The organism is Rhizobium fabae, assembly GCF_003985135.1.
GTDB classification, from domain to species: domain Bacteria; phylum Pseudomonadota; class Alphaproteobacteria; order Rhizobiales; family Rhizobiaceae; genus Rhizobium; species Rhizobium pisi.
The window spans coordinates 87,181-103,639 of sequence record NZ_ML133654.1 but is presented as its reverse complement, the minus strand read 5'-3'; the positions used below and the strand labels follow the sequence as shown (position 1 = coordinate 103,639).

Here is a 16,459-nt window from a genome sequence, read left to right as displayed (position 1 = left end):
CATATCCCCTGCCCGCATCCATATCGAAGTTTTCGCGTTTCGATGACGTCACTCTTTCCCGCCGGCTTGCTCCGGCGGGAAAGAGTGACGCGCATGCGGTGTCGTCAGGACGCCATGGCGTAATGGCGATGTTCCGATGCCCGGCCGCTGCCCGTCCTGAACCGGCGCAGCAGTTCTGCGAGGCTTTCGGTTTCATGCGTCAGGCTCTGGGCGGCCGCCGTGGTCTCTTCGACCATCGCGGCGTTCTGCTGCGTCACCTTGTCCATCTGGTCGCCGGCGGCCGAGACCTCGCGCAGGCTTGTGGCCTGCTCGCGGGCGGCGACCGCGATCTCGGCGACCGTCGCACTCATCGCGGTCACCTGCTCGACGATCTGTTCGAGCGAGACGCCGGATTCGCCGACCAGCTCGACACCCGTCTTGACCTGCGTCGAAGAGGTGGAGATCAGTTGTTTGATCTCTCTCGCCGCATTGGCCGAGCGCTGGGCAAGCTCGCGCACTTCCTGGGCGACGACGGCAAAGCCTTTGCCCGCCTCGCCGGCGCGGGCCGCTTCCACGCCGGCGTTCAGCGCCAGCAAATTGGTCTGGAAGGCGATCTCGTCGATGACGCTGATGATGTTGCCGATCTTCGACGACGAATTCTGGATCTCCGTCATCGCGGCGATGGCGCGGGAGACGATCTCGCCGCCCTTTTCGGCATTGGTGCGGGCCGTCGCCACGACGGCCTGGGCGCGGCCTGCGCCCTCAGCCGTTCCGTTGACCCCGCGGGTGACGTCACCCAGCGCCGCAACGGTTTCCTCGAGCGAAGCGGCCTGCTGTTCGGTGCGGCGGGCGAGATCGTTGGAGGCAGTGGAGATTTCCGCAAGGCCGGAGCGGATCGTGGTAACCGCGCGGATGACGGAGTCGATCGCCTCTTCGAGGCTCGCGACCGAGTTGTTGAAATGATCGCGGATTCTGACATAACGCGCGTCGACTTCGCCGACGCGGACGGTGAGGTCGCCCTTGGAGAGTGCGTCCAGGCCCAGTGAAATCTGGCGGAAGGCATGCTCCATCACCTGCGCGTCGCTGAGCCGCTCGGCTTCCTGGCGCAACCGCTCTTCTTCGGCGGCGAGGCGCGCGCGCTCGGCATTGGCTTCGGCGATCAGCTTGGCGCGTCCCGTCTCCTGGAACACCTTCAGCGACCGCGCCATGGCGCCGAGTTCGTGGCGGTGCTCGACGCCGGTAACGACGATCTTTTCCTCGCCACGGGCAAGCTGCTCCATGGAATGCGCCATGTTGCGCACCGCCGAGGAAATCAGCCGGCCGACGAAGTAGGACAGCACGAGACCGATGACGATCAGGAAGCCGCTGATGACGAGGGTCGTGCTGGTCGCGGAGGAAACCATGGATTCGACGGAACCGTCCAGGTTCTTCTGCGCGTCGGCCACCGTCGCCTGCAGATCCTTGAACTCGTCCGATATCTTCGGCGCCAGCACGTTGAGCTGCGTCTGGCGGATATTGCCGGAGGCCTGCAGCACGTCCTTCATGTCGCTGAGGCGGGCGGTGTAGTTCTGCATGAGCTGGCCGGCGCCCATCAGGCGCTTCTTTTGCAGCTCGTTCTTTGCGGCCGCGGCGGCGGCATCGTTGAGCGAAACCGCTTCGGCAAGGGCTGCCTGCGCCGTGTCGTAAGCGGCAAAATCGTTGGAATGCACGAAGCGCTCGGAGAAATAGAGGCTGCGGTTCAGGGCCTCCAGCGTCGCCGCCGTCATGTGCAGCAGAACCACGTCGTTCTGGCGCCAGGCACTGCGCATGACGTCGTTGAGCGCGATGCTGGTCCAGGGGCCGAATTCGGTGACCTTGGAGATCAGCAGGTCGCGGCGGCCCTGAAGGGAGACAATCTGTTCGAACGCCTTGCCGTAGGCGGCAATGTGCTCGCGGATCGCGACAAGACCGGACTGCAGGTCCTTGTTGCCAGCAAAACGCGGATCGTCGGCATCGAAGGCCTTCACGCCGGCGCGGAAGCTGTCGACGACGGCCTGGGTCGGCGTGGAGCGGAAGGCTTCCGCCGACATCTGGATCTCGTGCAGCTGATTGCTGTAATCGGAGATGGCGAGACTCTGGCCTGCTGTGGCGCGGTAGGAGGCAAAGATCGAGGCAAGCCCGTTCATGCCCGAAATCGCGCTGACGGTCAGCAGGCTCATCAGCAGGATCAGCGGCACGAAGCCCGAAGTGATCTGCGCGCGAATGCCGAATTTATTCCAGAAATGCAACATGATAGCTCTCTTACGCTCACTGGCTCTTCGGCAGATATTTGGAGATGTTCTCGGGTGTCACGAGCTCGAAGGGAACGCTATTTTCGCGCGGCACCTTCTCCTTGTTCGCGAGCTTCACGGCAGCGTCGACAGCTGCCGCGCCTTGGCCGACGGCGCTCTGGAGAATGGTGACGTCGAGATCGCCTGATACCATCGCGGCAAGCGCGTCGTCGGTCGCATCGACGCCGGCGACGACGACATCCTTCATCGGCATGCCGGCCTTCTTCATGGCGCGGATCGCGCCGAGCGCCATCTCGTCATTGTTGGCGATAACAGCGTCGAACTTGACGCCGGCCGAGAGCCATTCCTGCATCTGCTGGTCCGCATAATCGCGCGACCAATAAGCCGCCTGCCGCTCAACGATCTCGAGGCCCTTGCATTCCGGCGTGGCAATGACGTCCGATATGTCCTGGGTGCGGGCGCGAGCGGCCGCATGGAAGGTTTCGCCCATCAGCACGACGACGCGGCCCTTGCCCTTGAGAAGCGCGCAGACCTGCTTCGTCTCCAGCGTTCCGGATTCCTTCTCGTCGGAGGCAACCACCACCTGATTTTCGGGCAGGTCGAGCAGGTTGGAGGGGACGTTGTTGATATAAACAAGCGGAATGCCGGCATCCGCCGCCATCTTGGTCATTTGCGGCCCGAGATCGCCATCGGAGACGGCAAGGATGATCGCATCAACCTTGTCGGCGATGAGCTTCTGGACCTGCTGCTTCTGCACCTCGTTGTCGCCCTTGGCGTTTTCGGTGACGAGCTTGAGGCCGGATATCGTCTGCCCGTGCGAGACGACGCCGTTCAGGAGCGCCGTCCTGAATTTGTCGAGATTGGACATCGAGATACCGATCGTCTGGGCACTGGCGGCAGTGACCGACATCGCCAGGGCGATGGATGCAAGGGTGGCCGTTTTCATGAATTTTCCTGCGCGATGTGAATGCAATGCCGTTATGTCAAAACATAGTTAAATTTTACTTTGCGCCGGCAAAGGAGAAGTAACGGATCGGGGCGTGGTCCCGCCACGTTAGCCGACTGGTTTGGAATGGCTCAAGCTAGACTTGATGAGGTGACCGTAAGCCTTTGGTTTTTTTAGATATCAACGACCACCAAAGCCGGAGCTGACGCTGATGCCCTTGTAGATCACCCGCTGCAGCACGATCGCCAGGATGACGCCCGGCACCATCGAAATGGTGGCGCCCGCCATGATGTAGTTCCAGGCGGTGCCCTGCTGCGTCTGGAACAGGGTGAGGCCGAGCGGCAGCGTGGCTTTTTCGACGCCGCTGGTGGCGATCAGCGGCCAGAGGAAGCTTTTCCACTGCGCGATGAAAGTGAAGAGCGCGAGCAGGCCGATCGCCGGCATGGCAAGGGGAACGATGACCGTGACCAGAATACGCAGGCGCGAAGCCCCGTCCATCATCGCCGCCTCGTCGAGATCCTTGGGAATGCCGAGGATGAACTGGCGCAGCAGGAAGGTGCCGAAGGAAGAGAAGGCGACCGGCAGGATCATGCCGTGATAGGTGTTGATCCAGCCGAGCTTGCTGACGACGAGAAAGAGCGGAATGACCAGCATCACCTGCGGGATCATCAGCGTGCTGAGATAGGTGAGCAGCAACCCCTCCCGACCGGGGAATCGCAGCCGGGCGAAAGCATAGGCCGAGAGGCAGGATACCACGATCACGATCGCGGTGACGCCGCAGGCGACGACCAAGGAATTCAGCAGGAAGGTTCCGAAGGGCAGCGAAACCAAAGCCTCGACGAAGTTGCCCCACTGATATTCCTCGGGAAAGATGCGAACGGGCACGGCCAGCACCTCGGTATCGGAGCGCACCGCATTCGACACCATCCAGAAGAAGGGGAAGAGGAACAGCAGCGCGACCAGCGAAAGCCCGGCGTAGCTGGTAAAGACGCCGATGCGCCACAACAGGCGACGCCGGTTCGCCGACACGGAATGCGGATGCCGTGAGGTTGGGCTATTCGTCATAGTGCACCCATTTGCGCTGCATGCGGAACTGCAGGACGGTGAGCGCCATGATCATGACGAACATCACCCAGGCGAGAGCGGAGGCATAGCCCATCTGGAAATTGGCGAAGCCTTTCTGGTAGATGGCAAAGCCGAGTGTGGCCGTCGCCGAACCCGGGCCGCCGCGTGTCATCGCATAGATCTCGTCGAAGACCTGCAGCGAGGTGATGGCCGTCATGACAGTGGCGAAAAAGATGGTGGGCGAGATGAGCGGCAGGCGGATGCGCCAGAAGCGTTGCCAGGCATTGGCGCCGTCGATCGTCGCGGCTTCCAGATAATGCTTCGGCACCAGATCGAGTGCCGCGTTGAACATCACGACGTTGTAGCCGACATTCGCCCAGAGCGTGACGAGCACGATCGCCTGCATCGCCCAGCTCGGGTTCAGCAGGAAATTCGGCAGGCCGAGACCGAGCGCGCGGATGATGGTGTCGGCCAGCCCGTCCGGCGTGAAGATCAGCAGCCACACCACGGAGGCCGCGATCGTCGGCGTAAAGGTCGGCAGGAAGAAGATCACCCGGAAGATCGCCTTGCCGTGTTTGATGCTCGAAATCCAGACGGCGAGCGTCAGCGACACGATGATGTTCAGCGCCAGATACTCGACGGCGAAGAACAGGGTGTTCCTCAAGATGGTGTAGAAGGCAGGATCGACGGTGAAGAGCCTGACGTAATTCTGAAAGCCGACGAAGGACGGCGTCGAGATCAGCTGCCAGCTGGTGAAGGAGAGCGCCAGCGACGCCACGATCGGCAGGGCCATGAAGATCATGAAGCCGAGGAAGCTCGGCAGCAGGAACACCATCGCCGTCCGCGTTTCAGGCTTCAGGAAGCGCCGTGATTGAACCGGCTGCAAGGGAAGTTCGGCCACGGCGCTTTCCGACATATCTTCCTCCATGCACGGCAATTCCTGCCGCAGCGAGAGCTGGCGCATGACCCCTCAAGTAGAAATCGATTCCGGAAGGGTCATGCGCGGATTCAAGGCGACGGCGCGTCTCGCGACGCACGGTGCCTTATTGCTGCGCGAGGCTTTGGATGGCGTCCATCGTCTGCTTGGCATCGGCGCTGCCGGCGAAGGCGGGCGGGAAATACTGGTTGAAGAGGTTTTCCACCGCCGCCCAGTTATTGGTGATCACGTAGGGCACGGAATGCGACAGGGAATAGTCGATCGCCTCGCCGCCATTGGTGATGTCCTTGGCCGCCACCTTGTACCAGGAGGATTGCGAGGCGGTGCGCGCCGGCAGGGCACGCCCTCCCTCGGCAAGGTAAGCCAGCGCTTCCGGGCTGGTCAGCACCTGGATCGCCTTCCAGGCCGCATCCTTGTTCTTGCTCGCCGTTGAGATGCCGAAGCCTGAGCCCGCAGTGACGGCGGTAAGCTCTCCCTCTCCGCGCGGCAGGGTGGTGGAACCAACTTTGAACTTGACCTTGTCCTTCATACCGATGATCGACCACGGACCGTCGACATACATGGCGACATTGCCCGAATAGAACCGGCCCTGGATGACGTTGCCGGCATCCGCGCTGGAGGGTACCAGCGGCGCGATCTTGTCCTTGGCGGCAAAGCCGATCACCTTGTCGGCGGCGGCAACGGCGCCGGGATTGGTAAGGTCGAGCGCCCCTGAGTCGTTGACGTATTTATCGCCCCAGGCCGAGGCCAGGACCGAATAGTTCTGCGGAGTAATGCCGAAGCCGTACTTGCCGTCCTTCGTCAGCTTCTTGGCGGCATCGGTAAACTCGGCCAGCGTCCAACCCGGTTTCGGCAGCGGAATGCCGGCGGCATCGAAGACGTCCTGATTGTAGTAGATGACCCACGGACCGACGTCATAGGGTAGCCCATATAGCTGCTTGTCGACCGACATGCCGCCGATGATCGACGGAGTGAAGGCGGCGACGTCGAACTTGTCGGCCGCGATGCGGTCGTTCAGCGGCTCGAGCAGCGAATAGAAGTTCGGCATGCGCAGCGACTGCATGGAAACGATGTCGGCGAGCTGGCCCGATGCCGCCAACACCGGCAGCCGCGTCCAATAGTCGACCCAGCCTGTCGTTGTCAGCGTCACTTTGATATCGGGATATCTGGCAGTCACCATGTCGGCGAGGTGCTGCCAGCTCTTGGTATCGGCATCGGAACCGGTCCACATCTGCCAGGTCAGGTTGACCTGTTCGGCCGATGCGGCTGTAGCAAAAAGGCTGCCACCGATTGCGGCAAGCATAAGCGTCTTCTTCAGAACCTTCATGGGTTTCTCCTCCCTCCATGAATGCAATGGACACGCACGTGGGATCGACTACGCCTTGAGGACGATCTCGATCACCGGCACGGTGACATCAGGCCGCCGAACCGGCAGTTCCAACATGACAATGCCTTCCGGCACCATCACGCCGACATTGGGATCCACATCCCTGGTGTGGGTGACCCAGTGGATCTCGCTGGCATCATGCAGGAACTGCACATAGGCGACCTTGTCGGCGATGCCCTCGATGTGGATGTGGCGGTAAGGCCAGTTGTAGACATGCAGGTAGAGGCGGTTGCCGCGCTGGGTGTAGCGGCAGCCGGCCGGCGCCGGAAGTTTGGACGGGCCGGCTCCGTAGATGGCGCGTGCGTTGACGGCCATCCAGTTCTGGTAGACTTCGAGCGCGTCGATGGCGCGGGCATCGAACGTGCCCCGCCCGGTCGGGCCGACATTCATCAGGAGGTTCCCGCCGAGCGCAACGGAATCGATCAGCAGCTGGATGATCTGTTCCGGGCTCTTCCAGCTATCCTCGTCACGGTGATAACCCCAGGAGCCGCTGAAGGTGTGGCAAGCTTCCCAAAGCACACCCTGGCTGGCGATGGCAGGTGCCACGCGCGGCGTATATTGCTCCGGCGTGGTTATGTCGGGCAAAGTTCCCGGCGGCAGATCGAGGCGGTTGTTGATGATGATTTCGGGCTGCAGCTCGCGCGCCAGCTCTACCAGCCGCTCGCTCTGCCAGTCGTTGCGTCCCTTGCCGGGAAGGCCGCGATATTCGCGCGCGGGTCCGGGATAGCTGAAATCGAACCAGATGATGTCGACGCGGCCGAAACCGGTCAGAAGCTCGCGCACCTGTTCGCGCATATAGGCCGCATAGTTGGCGACGTTGCGGCCGGCATTCAGCGCCTTGGCGTCAGGATGGTTGCGCAAGGGATGGTGGAGGTCGATCGGGAAATCCGGATGATGCCAGTCGAGCAGCGAATAATAGAAGCCGATCTTCAGTCCCTCGGCGCGGAAGGCCTCGACCAGCGGCGTCAGAAGATCCTTGCCGCAGGGCGTGTTCGGCGCCTTGTAATCGGTAAACTTGCTGTCCCAGAGGCAGAAACCCTCGTGATGCTTGGTCGTCACCACGACATATTTCATGCCGGCGAGACGCGCACGGCGCGCCCACTCCTTGGGATCGTAGAGATCGGGATCGAAATTGTCGAAATAGCGCTGGTAATGCTCGTCGGTCAGCTCTTCGCGGTTCTTCAACCACTCATGCCTGGCGCCCAGCGCATAGAGGCCCCAATGGATGAACATGCCGAGGCGATCGTGGCTGAACCAGGCGTGCTTTCCCGCCCCTTTCAATGCCGGATTTTCCGGGAAACGCTCCGAAATCGTCACAGGTTACTCCTCCCTGTTTCCGGCCAACATCATGTCGAACCGGTTCGGTGATGGATCATCTTTCCTGAACCTGCTCCTGTCAAGCCGAAAATCGATAGTCGCAAAACTTTGGAGGAAACGCCTTTAGAGGGCGCAATTTGGTCAGATGTATTGCAACGGCGCATAAAATCTGACAAAAGAAAGCTTTAGAACCGGTTCGATAGATATGACGACCATACGAGATGTCGCGCGCCTTGCGGGGGTTTCAATCTCGACCGTCTCGCTGGCGCTCAACAGCCCGAAGCGGGTCGGCGCGGAAACGCTCGACCGCATCCAGCAGGCGATAAAATCAACGGGCTACCGCATCGATCCGGTGGCCCAGACGCTGGCGCGCGGGCGAAGCTCGCTGCTCGGCTTCGTTGCGGCCAATCTCGGCAACATGTTCTTCGGCGACATCCGCCGAGAGATCGAGCATCAAGCGCTCGACAACGGCTATTTCGTCCTGATTGCGGATTCCGCCGGCAGGGCCGATCTCGAACGGGCGCTGCTGGAACGGCTGGAGGCGCAGAAGATCGCCGGCATCGCGCTGGCGGCAAACGGGCACGGCGAGGAATACGCAACCTTCCTGCGCGACTTCAGGACGCCGATCGTGATGTTCGACCAGAAGGTGGAGGGTGCCGGACGCGATTTCATCGGCTCCGACAATCCGCTGACGACGACCATCCTGACGGAGCACCTGCTCCAGCTCGGCCATCGGCGCATCGCCTTGATCTCCGGCCCGAGCAGCCTGCACACCGCCAACGAGCGCCTGACGGGATTCTTGAACACGATGGCCGGCGCCGGGGTCGAAGTCGATCCTTCGCTGGTGGTCGAGGGCGGCTTTACCAGGAGCGGCGGCCACGCGCAGGCGATGCGGCTGCTGACCCGCCGCGACCGGCCGACTGCCATCATCGGCGCCAACAACATGACGGGCCTGGCAGCCCTGCAGGTGATGCAGGAGATGGGCTTCCGCTGCCCCGACGACGTATCGCTGGCCATGGTCGACGACGTGCCCTGGAGCAACGTCATTACGCCCCGCATCACCATGGTCGTCCAGGATGCGCACAAGCTCGGCCAACTGGCCGCACAGCGGCTGCTGGCCAGAATTGCAAGCCCCGAGGCCGCCGCCGAGCCGCCACAGGACATCATCCTGACGCCGAGATTCGTGCGCGGGGAATCAACCAGGCGGCTGTGAGATAACCCCGTAGAGGAGAGCCATTCGATGAGTTGCGCTTGGCTGGCACCGACGTTGGGATCTCATGCCAGGCAAAGCTTCTGCGTTGCCCTCCGATCTCGCCGCCATCTGCCGAGCAGGCTTATCGCCCATTCCTGATGTCGCGGAGGAGGTCGAGGCCACGCTGGTATTTTTCTGGGTTTTTACCCGCTTGTTCGGCCTGCTGAAGATTGTCTTCGAGGTCTGCCTGCTTGACCGGCAAAGCAAGCGGGTTCGAGGCTGCCCGTCGGACGAATTGATCGTCCGCCTCGTCCGGCCGCCGCGTCAGTGCGTCGACGGCGGAGACCACCGCTGGCGGAAAGCCCTCTTCCCTCAGCCTGTCGAGCGTCCAGCCGCTGCCTTTCTCGACGACGTCATGGAGATAGGCGATCGTTCGTTCCTCGTCGCCGGAAACGAGACCCGCGACCCTCTGGCAATGCGCAAAGTAGGGGCCGCCGGTCTTGTCCATCTGTCTGTCATGCGCGTCGTGAGCGATCTGAATGGCATGGTCGAGATGCTGCATGGCAATCACTGTCCTTCGATCTTCCCGATCTTCGGCCGGGAAAGCTTTTCGCCGGTCGTGATCTCGATTTCGGGCACGGTCGCTTCGACAGCCCGGCCGGCGCCGGCGCGAGGCGGATCGAAATCACCGCTCTCGCCTGCCCCTTGAAGCAGAGCCGCATCGTCCCGGTCGTCCTGGTCGATCAGATCCTGCAGCGTCTTATCTTCGTCCTCGCCGGCCAGCTCGTCGCAGGCCTGCAGCCAATGGCGCAACTCCGCGCCCTCGGGTCGGCCCTCAGCCTCCCAGATCTCGTAGGCGCGGCGACGTATCTGCTCGTGCTTGTCTGTGGCCATGATCTACTCCAATTCGCGCGGCCGATCGAGAACGTCAGGCTGCCGTCTCGCGGCAGCCTCCAGCGCAGCATCGGCAGGTATCGACGCCCTCAGGGCGTGTTGATGGTCGGGAGAAAATGCTCCACCTGGTGGCGCTCATACCCTGAAAGCGTCTCCACGCGCTCCTTCCAGAAGCGCTCGGCCTCCGGCGGATCCTCCTCCCAAAGGCGAACTGTGATGATGTTGTCGTCGATCTTGGAGCGGCGATGGCCGCCAAGGCGCAGATATTCCCTGGCAAGCCTCAAGCTCGGGGTTTCGGTGTCTTGCCCGCGAACCGACGCCTCTCTCGCATTGCGGTGGGCGTTTTCCAATGCCCTTTTGCGATCGTTTTCGGCCTCTTCCGTGTCAGCGCAACGCGCATCGTCGGTGCCGCTTTCCGGCGGCACGGTGGATATCGAAATCATGCCGTGGTCCTCCTTCCCTTCATGCGAAGGCGCCCATGGCTTGCCGCCGCGCGGAAGCATGATCCGAGCAGCGGCGGGCATCATGGATCAGCTTTCGCTGTTGTGATCCAATAACCCTTGCAGGCCCAGAGAGTTCCGGCCGGCGATGATAGAAGTGAGGATTGATTGAGGCCGGGCGCCCGGCCGGCATCAATGAACGGCCATGCTCACCATGCGATAAGGATGCACGGCCTCGAACTGCAAAATCACAGCCGTTGCTTCCTGCAATACACGCTCGGCATTCTCGGGATCGTCACGGGCGAGTTCGTCGGCGTTGACGCGGATCGCTTGGGCCATATTGGTGGAAACGGCCGCAAACTGCCTGTTGCCCTCGACCAGCGCCTCACGCGCCGTGTCTTCCAGCGTACGAGCGATATCGACGAAGATTTCCTCGCGTTCCTCGATGCTGAGGTCTTTGATTAGATTGGTCTTCTCTTCCATTTCAGCCACTCCTTTAGACGTGGGGTACAATCGAGCTCATCAAGCCTCGATCACCCAAGAGCTGGGAATGCCGAAATCCGGATTCAAGCCTTACGGCGACTTGAACTCGCCTTCGAAATCCGAGCGCGACGACTGTCGCCGTTGTTTCCAACGCGAAAGCCGTTTTTCCGTTCCCTCGGCGCGTTAGCAGTCAACGACCGAGAGTGCTAAATTTTTCCTCTAACCTCTTGAAATCGAACCCCGCCAAACCAGATCAATTGCACAAAGCGCTCGCGGCTCCGCCCCCGCCCGCGCGGGTTCTGCAGGCCGCCCAGCGAAGTTTTGCCACTCCGCCTGGACTGATCATCCGGTCCGGCGGGGGAACAACGCAGCATCGTTTATTCATGGAGGAAGACATGTCGTTCCGACCGCTTCACGATCGCATTCTCGTCCGCCGGGTCAGCTCCGAGGAAAAGACCAAGGGCGGCATTATCATTCCCGACACCGCTAAGGAGAAGCCGCAGGAAGGCGAAGTCATTGCCGCCGGTCCCGGCGCGCGCAACGACGCCGGCCAAATCCAGGCACTCGACGTCAAGGTTGGCGACCGCATCCTGTTTGGCAAGTGGTCCGGTACCGAGATCAAGATCGCCGGCGAGGAGCTGCTGATCATGAAGGAAAGCGATGTGATGGGCATCATCGAGGCGCAGGACGAAAAGCGACAGGCCGCCTGAGACAAGCTGCACAGATCAACACTGGGGCGCTTCGGCTTTCATGAAAACGGAGAACCGCTCCAACCTCTTATTTTTACGCAATTCCGAACGGAATTGCACCAGTTGCCGATGAAGGAGTGAGGAAATGGCTGCTAAAGAAGTCAAATTCAACATCGAAGCCCGCGACAAGCTGTTGCGCGGCGTCGATATTCTTGCCGATGCGGTCAAGGTCACGCTCGGTCCGAAGGGCCGCAACGTCGTGATCGACAAATCCTTCGGCGCTCCGCGCGTCACCAAGGACGGTGTTTCGGTCGCCAAGGAAATCGAGCTCGAAGACAAGTTCGAAAACATGGGCGCCCAGATGGTCCGCGAAGTCGCGTCGAAGACCAGCGACATCGCCGGCGACGGTACGACGACCGCAACGGTTCTTGCCCAGGCGATCGTTCGCGAAGGCGCCAAGGCAGTTGCCGCCGGCATGAACCCGATGGACCTGAAGCGCGGCATCGATCTTGCGGTCAGCGCCATCGTCGGCGAACTGAAGACCAATGCCCGCAAGATCTCCAACAATGCGGAAATCGCCCAGGTCGGCACGATCTCGGCAAACGGCGACGCCGAAATCGGCCGCTTCCTGGCGGAAGCCATGGAAAGGGTCGGCAATGACGGCGTTATCACGGTGGAAGAAGCCAAGACCGCCGAGACCGAACTCGAAGTCGTCGAAGGCATGCAGTTCGACCGCGGTTATTTGAGCCCCTATTTCGTCACCAATCCCGACAAGATGCGGGCGGAGTTCGAAGATCCCTATATCCTGCTTCACGAAAAGAAGCTGTCGAACCTGCAGTCGATGCTGCCGGTTCTCGAAGCCGTCGTCCAGACCGGCAAGCCGCTCCTCATCATCGCTGAAGACGTCGAAGGCGAAGCTCTCGCAACGCTCGTCGTCAACAAGCTGCGCGGTGGCCTGAAGATTGCTGCCGTCAAGGCTCCGGGCTTCGGCGACCGCCGCAAGGCCATGCTCGAAGACATCGCCGTTCTGACCGCCGGCACCGTCATCGCCGAAGACCTCGGCATCAAGCTCGAATCCGTCACACTCGATATGCTCGGCCGGGCGAAGAAAGTGTCGATCGAAAAGGAGAATACGACCATCATCGACGGCGTCGGCTCGAAATCCGATATCTCGGGCCGCATCGCCCAGATCAAGGCGCAGATCGAAGAGACCACCTCCGACTACGACCGCGAAAAGCTGCAGGAGCGTCTTGCCAAGCTCGCCGGCGGCGTCGCCGTCATCCGCGTCGGCGGCTCGACGGAAGTCGAAGTGAAGGAGAAGAAGGATCGCGTCGACGACGCGCTTCACGCAACCCGCGCGGCGGTCGAGGAAGGTATTCTGCCGGGCGGCGGCGTGGCGCTGCTGCGCTCCGTCAAGGCGCTCGACGGCATCAAAACCGCCAATGACGAGCAGCGTGTCGGCATCGACATCGTCCGCCGCGCACTCGAGGCGCCGGCGCGCCAGATCGCCGAAAACGCCGGAGCGGAAGGTTCGGTCATCGTCGGCAAGCTGCGCGAAAAGACCGAGTTCTCCTATGGCTGGAACGCCCAGACCGGCGAATATGGTGATCTCTACGCACAGGGCGTGATCGATCCGGCCAAGGTCGTTCGCACCGCGCTTCAGGATGCCTCGTCGATCGCCGGTCTCCTTGTCACGACGGAGGCCATGATCGCCGAGAAACCCAAGAAGGACGCCGCACCGGCGATGCCTCCCGGCGGCGGCATGGATTACTGACAAGCACTGGCCTGCCCGCATCGCCGGACAGGCCGTGGCGCAGCCTGCATGACGCTATGTCAGCGCAGGCGCCGCCCGGGCGAGTTCGGCCGAATGACGCTCATCTCCTCATGCTGCACTTCGTTCTGGTCGTTCAGCACTGCGCGCCAAAGCCTGTTGCCGAGGCGAAGCGACACCCGCTTCGTGCCCGCGTGTTCGGCGGTGCCGATTTCCACGGAACTGACGACGGCGCCATGGCGCATGTGGCGGCGAAGATCGGCCAGCGACAGACCGAACCGCTCCGCGAGCTCGGATGAAGCAAGGATAAAATCGCCGTTCGCGTCGCGTTCGATCAGCATCGGCTTTTTCTCCAGTGGTTCACAACCGTTGCTCATGCGACATCAGGGATGGCGGCGCTGTCGTTCGGCAGCAGCCGCGCCACGGCGCTCAGCAGATCCGTCTGCGATATCAGGCCGAGGATCCGGTAATCGTCGTCGACGATAATGACGGCATGGGTGCGCCCGTCCGTCAGCACAGGCAGCAGCGAAAGAGCGGCATCCGAAGGCCTTGCGACCGCCGGTCTTGCGATTGCGCCCGAGATCGTTTCGGTGCTCGTCGCCAGTTCCCGCAAGCCGACGGTGCCGATCAGGCGGCCCTCCGGGTCCCTCACCGGCAGCGTGCGGATATTGTGCTTCAGGAGCAGATGCCGCGCGGCTTCCGGTTCGGAAGCTTCTCCGACGGCGATCACGTCACGCGACATGATATCGGCGCAGCTGATCTCAGCGTTCGAGCGGATGACCGCCTGCAGCTCGACCTGCTGCAGCAGCCGGCTCAAATCCGCCCGGTCGATATCGAAGGTTTCATCAAGCGCTTCGAGAGCCGCATCGACATCCTCCTCGCGGAAGCCGATCCGCGCTGCGGAGGGCAGGTCCACGGTTTTATGCGTGTTCTCGGCAGGCTTGGGAACGACGTGCGGATAGTTTCTCCTGGACAGCTTGTGGAACAGCAGGCCGAGGCCAACGAGGATGCAGGAATTCAGCGCGACCGGCACGAAGGGAAAGAGAAAGCCCCAGCCGGCAACGACAGGGCCGCCGAGGACGGCGGTCAACGCCGCCGCCCCTCCCGGCGGATGAAGGCAGCGCGTGAAGGACATCGCGCCGATCGCAAGTGACACTCCGACGCCGGTCGCGATGATCGGATCTCTGAAGAAATAGGAAGCGATGATGCCCATCATGGCGGAAATGGTGTTGCCGCCGATGATCGACCACGGCTGCGCGAGCGGGCTTGCCGGCACCGCGAAGAGAAGCACCGCTGACGCGCCCATCGGGGCGACGATCAGTGGAAGATGCGGCCCCTGCCCGAAGAGATAGCCGCTGATGACACCGGTGAGGCCGATCGCCAGCAAGGCGCCGAAACAGGCGATCAATCGCTCCCGCAAGGTCGCGCCCGCGAGGATCGGCGAGAACAAGCGGAAGCGCCGAAAACGGCTCTGCCCCACCTTGGGGGAAACGGGATACTGCATGACAAGACCAATATTGCTGAGGATTATTCGGCGGACCAGGGGAAGAGAGGCGCTAGTTCGTTGATAGCCTGGGATCTCTGCTTTTTGTCGCGCTGAGGACTTCATGGAATGCGTTGAACGCACTGGGGCGGTCGCTCTTGCGGGTGACGAGCAGTGTCTCGACAGGCCCGAGCGGATGGGTCTGAACCACAGTTGGCCAGTGCATGAGATCGAGAACGGATTTCGGCATGACGCCGGCCGTGTTGCCGGTCGCAACGCTTGCCAGGATTGCATGATAGGAGCCGAGTTCGCTCGTTGGCAGGGCGGTCGATTTGCGCGCCCAGCTTTCGGCGATCCGGCGATAGGTGCAGCCGGGCTCTAAAGCGGCGAGCGCGCCGACGCGGAGGTCGGCAGCGGATTTGATCGAGGGATGGCCGGACGGCAGCACGATTAGCAGTTCCTCGACGAAGATCGGCTCCATGTCGAGCGCCATGAGCTCGGAATCGAAACCAGCGTCTTCCCCACGCATCGCCCTGGGAAGGCGGGCAATCAGCGCGCAATCCAGCGCATCGGCCAGGACGTCACGGGCAAGATCGCGGGAGGCGCCCATCGTCAGCTGAAGCGAGACATCGGGCCACATCTGCTTGAATTGGGTCAGCGCCGCCGGCAGCCGGCTTGCCGCCGTGCTTTCCATCGTGCCGACCCGCAATGTTCCGGACGGGGCGAGCGGCCGCACGGCCTGGCGCGCCTCCAGCGCAAGCGCCGTCAGCTTGTTGGCATAGGCGAGGAAGGTTTCGCCCTCCCGTGTCAACGTCATCTTCTTGCCGTCGCGGCTGAAGAGGGACGTGCCGAGATCTTCCTCCAACTGCTGGATGCGCGTCGTCACATTCGACGGCACCCGCCCGACGGCCCTGGCGGCCTTCGTGACGCTGCGATCGCTGGCGACGGCGAGGAATATCTCGATCGACGAAAGGTCCAATGAAAATCTCGTTTCCGGAATTATGGAGGCGGATAATTCTCTATATAAAAATCATTTTCGCAGCTCAAGTCGTATCACGATATAATTGGGACCAATCGAGCGAAGTGGGAAATAGTTGCCGAAAAAAGGATCGCAACGCCGAGGAAATAGCCATGCAGGCTGCGACATTGCCTCCGCAGGAGAACGATTCCGGGGTTTGCGGCTGGCATGGGGTTTGCATCCACAAGTCTATCTGCGGATCGATCGGCGACGCCCCATGTTGCACCTTGTCTTGACCTGTCTTCTCCTGAGCGTCGCTTCGGGCCTGAGCATGCGGCGTTTTCTTCTGCCCTATTTCCAGGGCGGCGATCTCGCCCAGAAGTCCGCCCCGGTGACGGTCGTCGCAAGCGCCGTTTTTCTGGCAGCGATCGCCTTCACCGTCTCCGATCAGAATCTCTGGGCAAAATCCGTCATCCTGATGCTCGGCCTTTTCCTGGCGGCCACCTTTGACGATGCGAGGCCGAAGCTGACGATCGCCCTTTCCGCCGTCAGCCTGGCCGCCTATCTCGGGCTGCGTTCGATCGGCTAAACCGTCCGGCAGGCTGCGCGGCACTGCCTACGCTGCGGTATCGAAACCCCGGTCGAGGT

At 61.9% G+C, this 16,459-nt stretch carries 17 protein-coding genes; 4 read left to right on the top strand and 13 right to left on the bottom strand.

Annotated features, from left to right (window positions below; all coding sequences use genetic code 11):
- Positions 1-104: 104 nt before the first annotated feature.
- The 6 genes from EFB14_RS21115 to EFB14_RS21090 form a co-directional block, all read right to left on the bottom strand.
- Positions 105-2,249, bottom strand: coding sequence for a methyl-accepting chemotaxis protein (locus EFB14_RS21115; RefSeq protein WP_126828672.1), 2,145 nt, complete (start codon positions 2,247-2,249; stop codon positions 105-107).
- Between the two features lie 16 nt (positions 2,250-2,265).
- The gene (locus tag EFB14_RS21110; RefSeq protein WP_125844159.1) at positions 2,266-3,195 is read right to left on the bottom strand and encodes a substrate-binding domain-containing protein; all 930 of its coding nucleotides are present in this window, start codon (positions 3,193-3,195) and stop codon (positions 2,266-2,268) included.
- A gap of 180 nt (positions 3,196-3,375) precedes the next feature.
- Positions 3,376-4,260 carry a carbohydrate ABC transporter permease gene (locus EFB14_RS21105; RefSeq protein WP_125844157.1) on the bottom strand — a complete coding sequence of 295 codons (885 nt, stop codon included), beginning with the start codon at positions 4,258-4,260 and terminating at the stop codon, positions 3,376-3,378.
- Positions 4,250-5,224 (bottom strand): carbohydrate ABC transporter permease, encoded by a 975-nt coding sequence (locus EFB14_RS21100; RefSeq protein ID WP_183604890.1) that lies wholly within the window; start codon positions 5,222-5,224, stop codon positions 4,250-4,252. Before EFB14_RS21100 ends, EFB14_RS21105 begins: the two co-directional genes overlap by 11 nt.
- Before the next feature lie 79 nt (positions 5,225-5,303).
- On the bottom strand, positions 5,304-6,524 hold the full coding sequence (locus tag EFB14_RS21095) for an ABC transporter substrate-binding protein (RefSeq protein ID WP_126828670.1): 1,221 nt from the start codon (positions 6,522-6,524) through the stop codon (positions 5,304-5,306).
- A 48-nt stretch (positions 6,525-6,572) separates the two neighbouring features.
- The gene (locus tag EFB14_RS21090) at positions 6,573-7,901 is read right to left on the bottom strand and encodes an alpha-L-fucosidase (protein WP_126828668.1); all 1,329 of its coding nucleotides are present in this window, start codon (positions 7,899-7,901) and stop codon (positions 6,573-6,575) included.
- A gap of 205 nt (positions 7,902-8,106) precedes the next feature.
- On the opposite strand from EFB14_RS21090, the gene EFB14_RS21085 reads away from it, so the two are divergent.
- Positions 8,107-9,114, top strand: a complete 1,008-nt coding sequence (locus EFB14_RS21085) for a LacI family DNA-binding transcriptional regulator (RefSeq protein ID WP_126828666.1) — start codon at positions 8,107-8,109, stop codon at positions 9,112-9,114.
- 121 nt (positions 9,115-9,235) lie between these two features.
- Here EFB14_RS21085 and EFB14_RS21080 read toward each other — a convergent pair whose 3' ends face one another.
- The 4 genes from EFB14_RS21080 to EFB14_RS21065 form a co-directional block, all read right to left on the bottom strand.
- Positions 9,236-9,655: an HD domain-containing protein gene (locus EFB14_RS21080; protein ID WP_126828664.1), complete on the bottom strand. Its 420-nt coding sequence runs from the start codon at positions 9,653-9,655 to the stop codon at positions 9,236-9,238.
- Positions 9,656-9,660: 5 nt separating this feature from the next.
- Positions 9,661-9,987, bottom strand: coding sequence for a DUF2934 domain-containing protein (locus EFB14_RS21075; protein ID WP_125844148.1), 327 nt, complete (start codon positions 9,985-9,987; stop codon positions 9,661-9,663).
- Between the two features lie 89 nt (positions 9,988-10,076).
- Positions 10,077-10,430 (bottom strand): hypothetical protein, encoded by a 354-nt coding sequence (locus EFB14_RS21070; protein ID WP_126828662.1) that lies wholly within the window; start codon positions 10,428-10,430, stop codon positions 10,077-10,079.
- 189 nt (positions 10,431-10,619) lie between these two features.
- Positions 10,620-10,910 (bottom strand): hypothetical protein, encoded by a 291-nt coding sequence (locus EFB14_RS21065; protein WP_126828660.1) that lies wholly within the window; start codon positions 10,908-10,910, stop codon positions 10,620-10,622.
- Positions 10,911-11,305: 395 nt separating this feature from the next.
- Here EFB14_RS21065 and EFB14_RS21060 point away from each other — a divergent pair, with 395 nt between their 5' ends.
- Both EFB14_RS21060 and groL read left to right on the top strand, forming a co-directional pair.
- A complete protein-coding gene (locus EFB14_RS21060; protein ID WP_125844141.1) occupies positions 11,306-11,620 on the top strand; it encodes a co-chaperone GroES in 315 nt (104 codons plus the stop codon).
- 124 nt (positions 11,621-11,744) lie between these two features.
- Positions 11,745-13,373 (top strand): chaperonin GroEL, encoded by a 1,629-nt coding sequence (groL, locus tag EFB14_RS21055; RefSeq protein ID WP_126828658.1) that lies wholly within the window; start codon positions 11,745-11,747, stop codon positions 13,371-13,373.
- Between the two features lie 59 nt (positions 13,374-13,432).
- Here the strand turns inward: groL and EFB14_RS21050 are convergent, their stop codons facing one another.
- From EFB14_RS21050 to EFB14_RS21040, 3 genes are read right to left on the bottom strand one after another with little or no spacing between them, the layout of a single operon-like run.
- On the bottom strand, positions 13,433-13,711 hold the full coding sequence (locus EFB14_RS21050; protein WP_126828656.1) for a DUF6522 family protein: 279 nt from the start codon (positions 13,709-13,711) through the stop codon (positions 13,433-13,435).
- A gap of 32 nt (positions 13,712-13,743) precedes the next feature.
- A complete protein-coding gene (locus tag EFB14_RS21045; RefSeq protein ID WP_126828654.1) occupies positions 13,744-14,874 on the bottom strand; it encodes an HPP family protein in 1,131 nt (376 codons plus the stop codon).
- A 52-nt stretch (positions 14,875-14,926) separates the two neighbouring features.
- Positions 14,927-15,832: a LysR family transcriptional regulator gene (locus EFB14_RS21040; RefSeq protein ID WP_126828651.1), complete on the bottom strand. Its 906-nt coding sequence runs from the start codon at positions 15,830-15,832 to the stop codon at positions 14,927-14,929.
- Positions 15,833-16,088: 256 nt separating this feature from the next.
- Here EFB14_RS21040 and EFB14_RS21035 point away from each other — a divergent pair, with 256 nt between their 5' ends.
- The gene (locus EFB14_RS21035) at positions 16,089-16,400 is read left to right on the top strand and encodes a hypothetical protein (RefSeq protein ID WP_126828649.1); all 312 of its coding nucleotides are present in this window, start codon (positions 16,089-16,091) and stop codon (positions 16,398-16,400) included.
- Positions 16,401-16,459 lie beyond the last annotated feature (59 nt).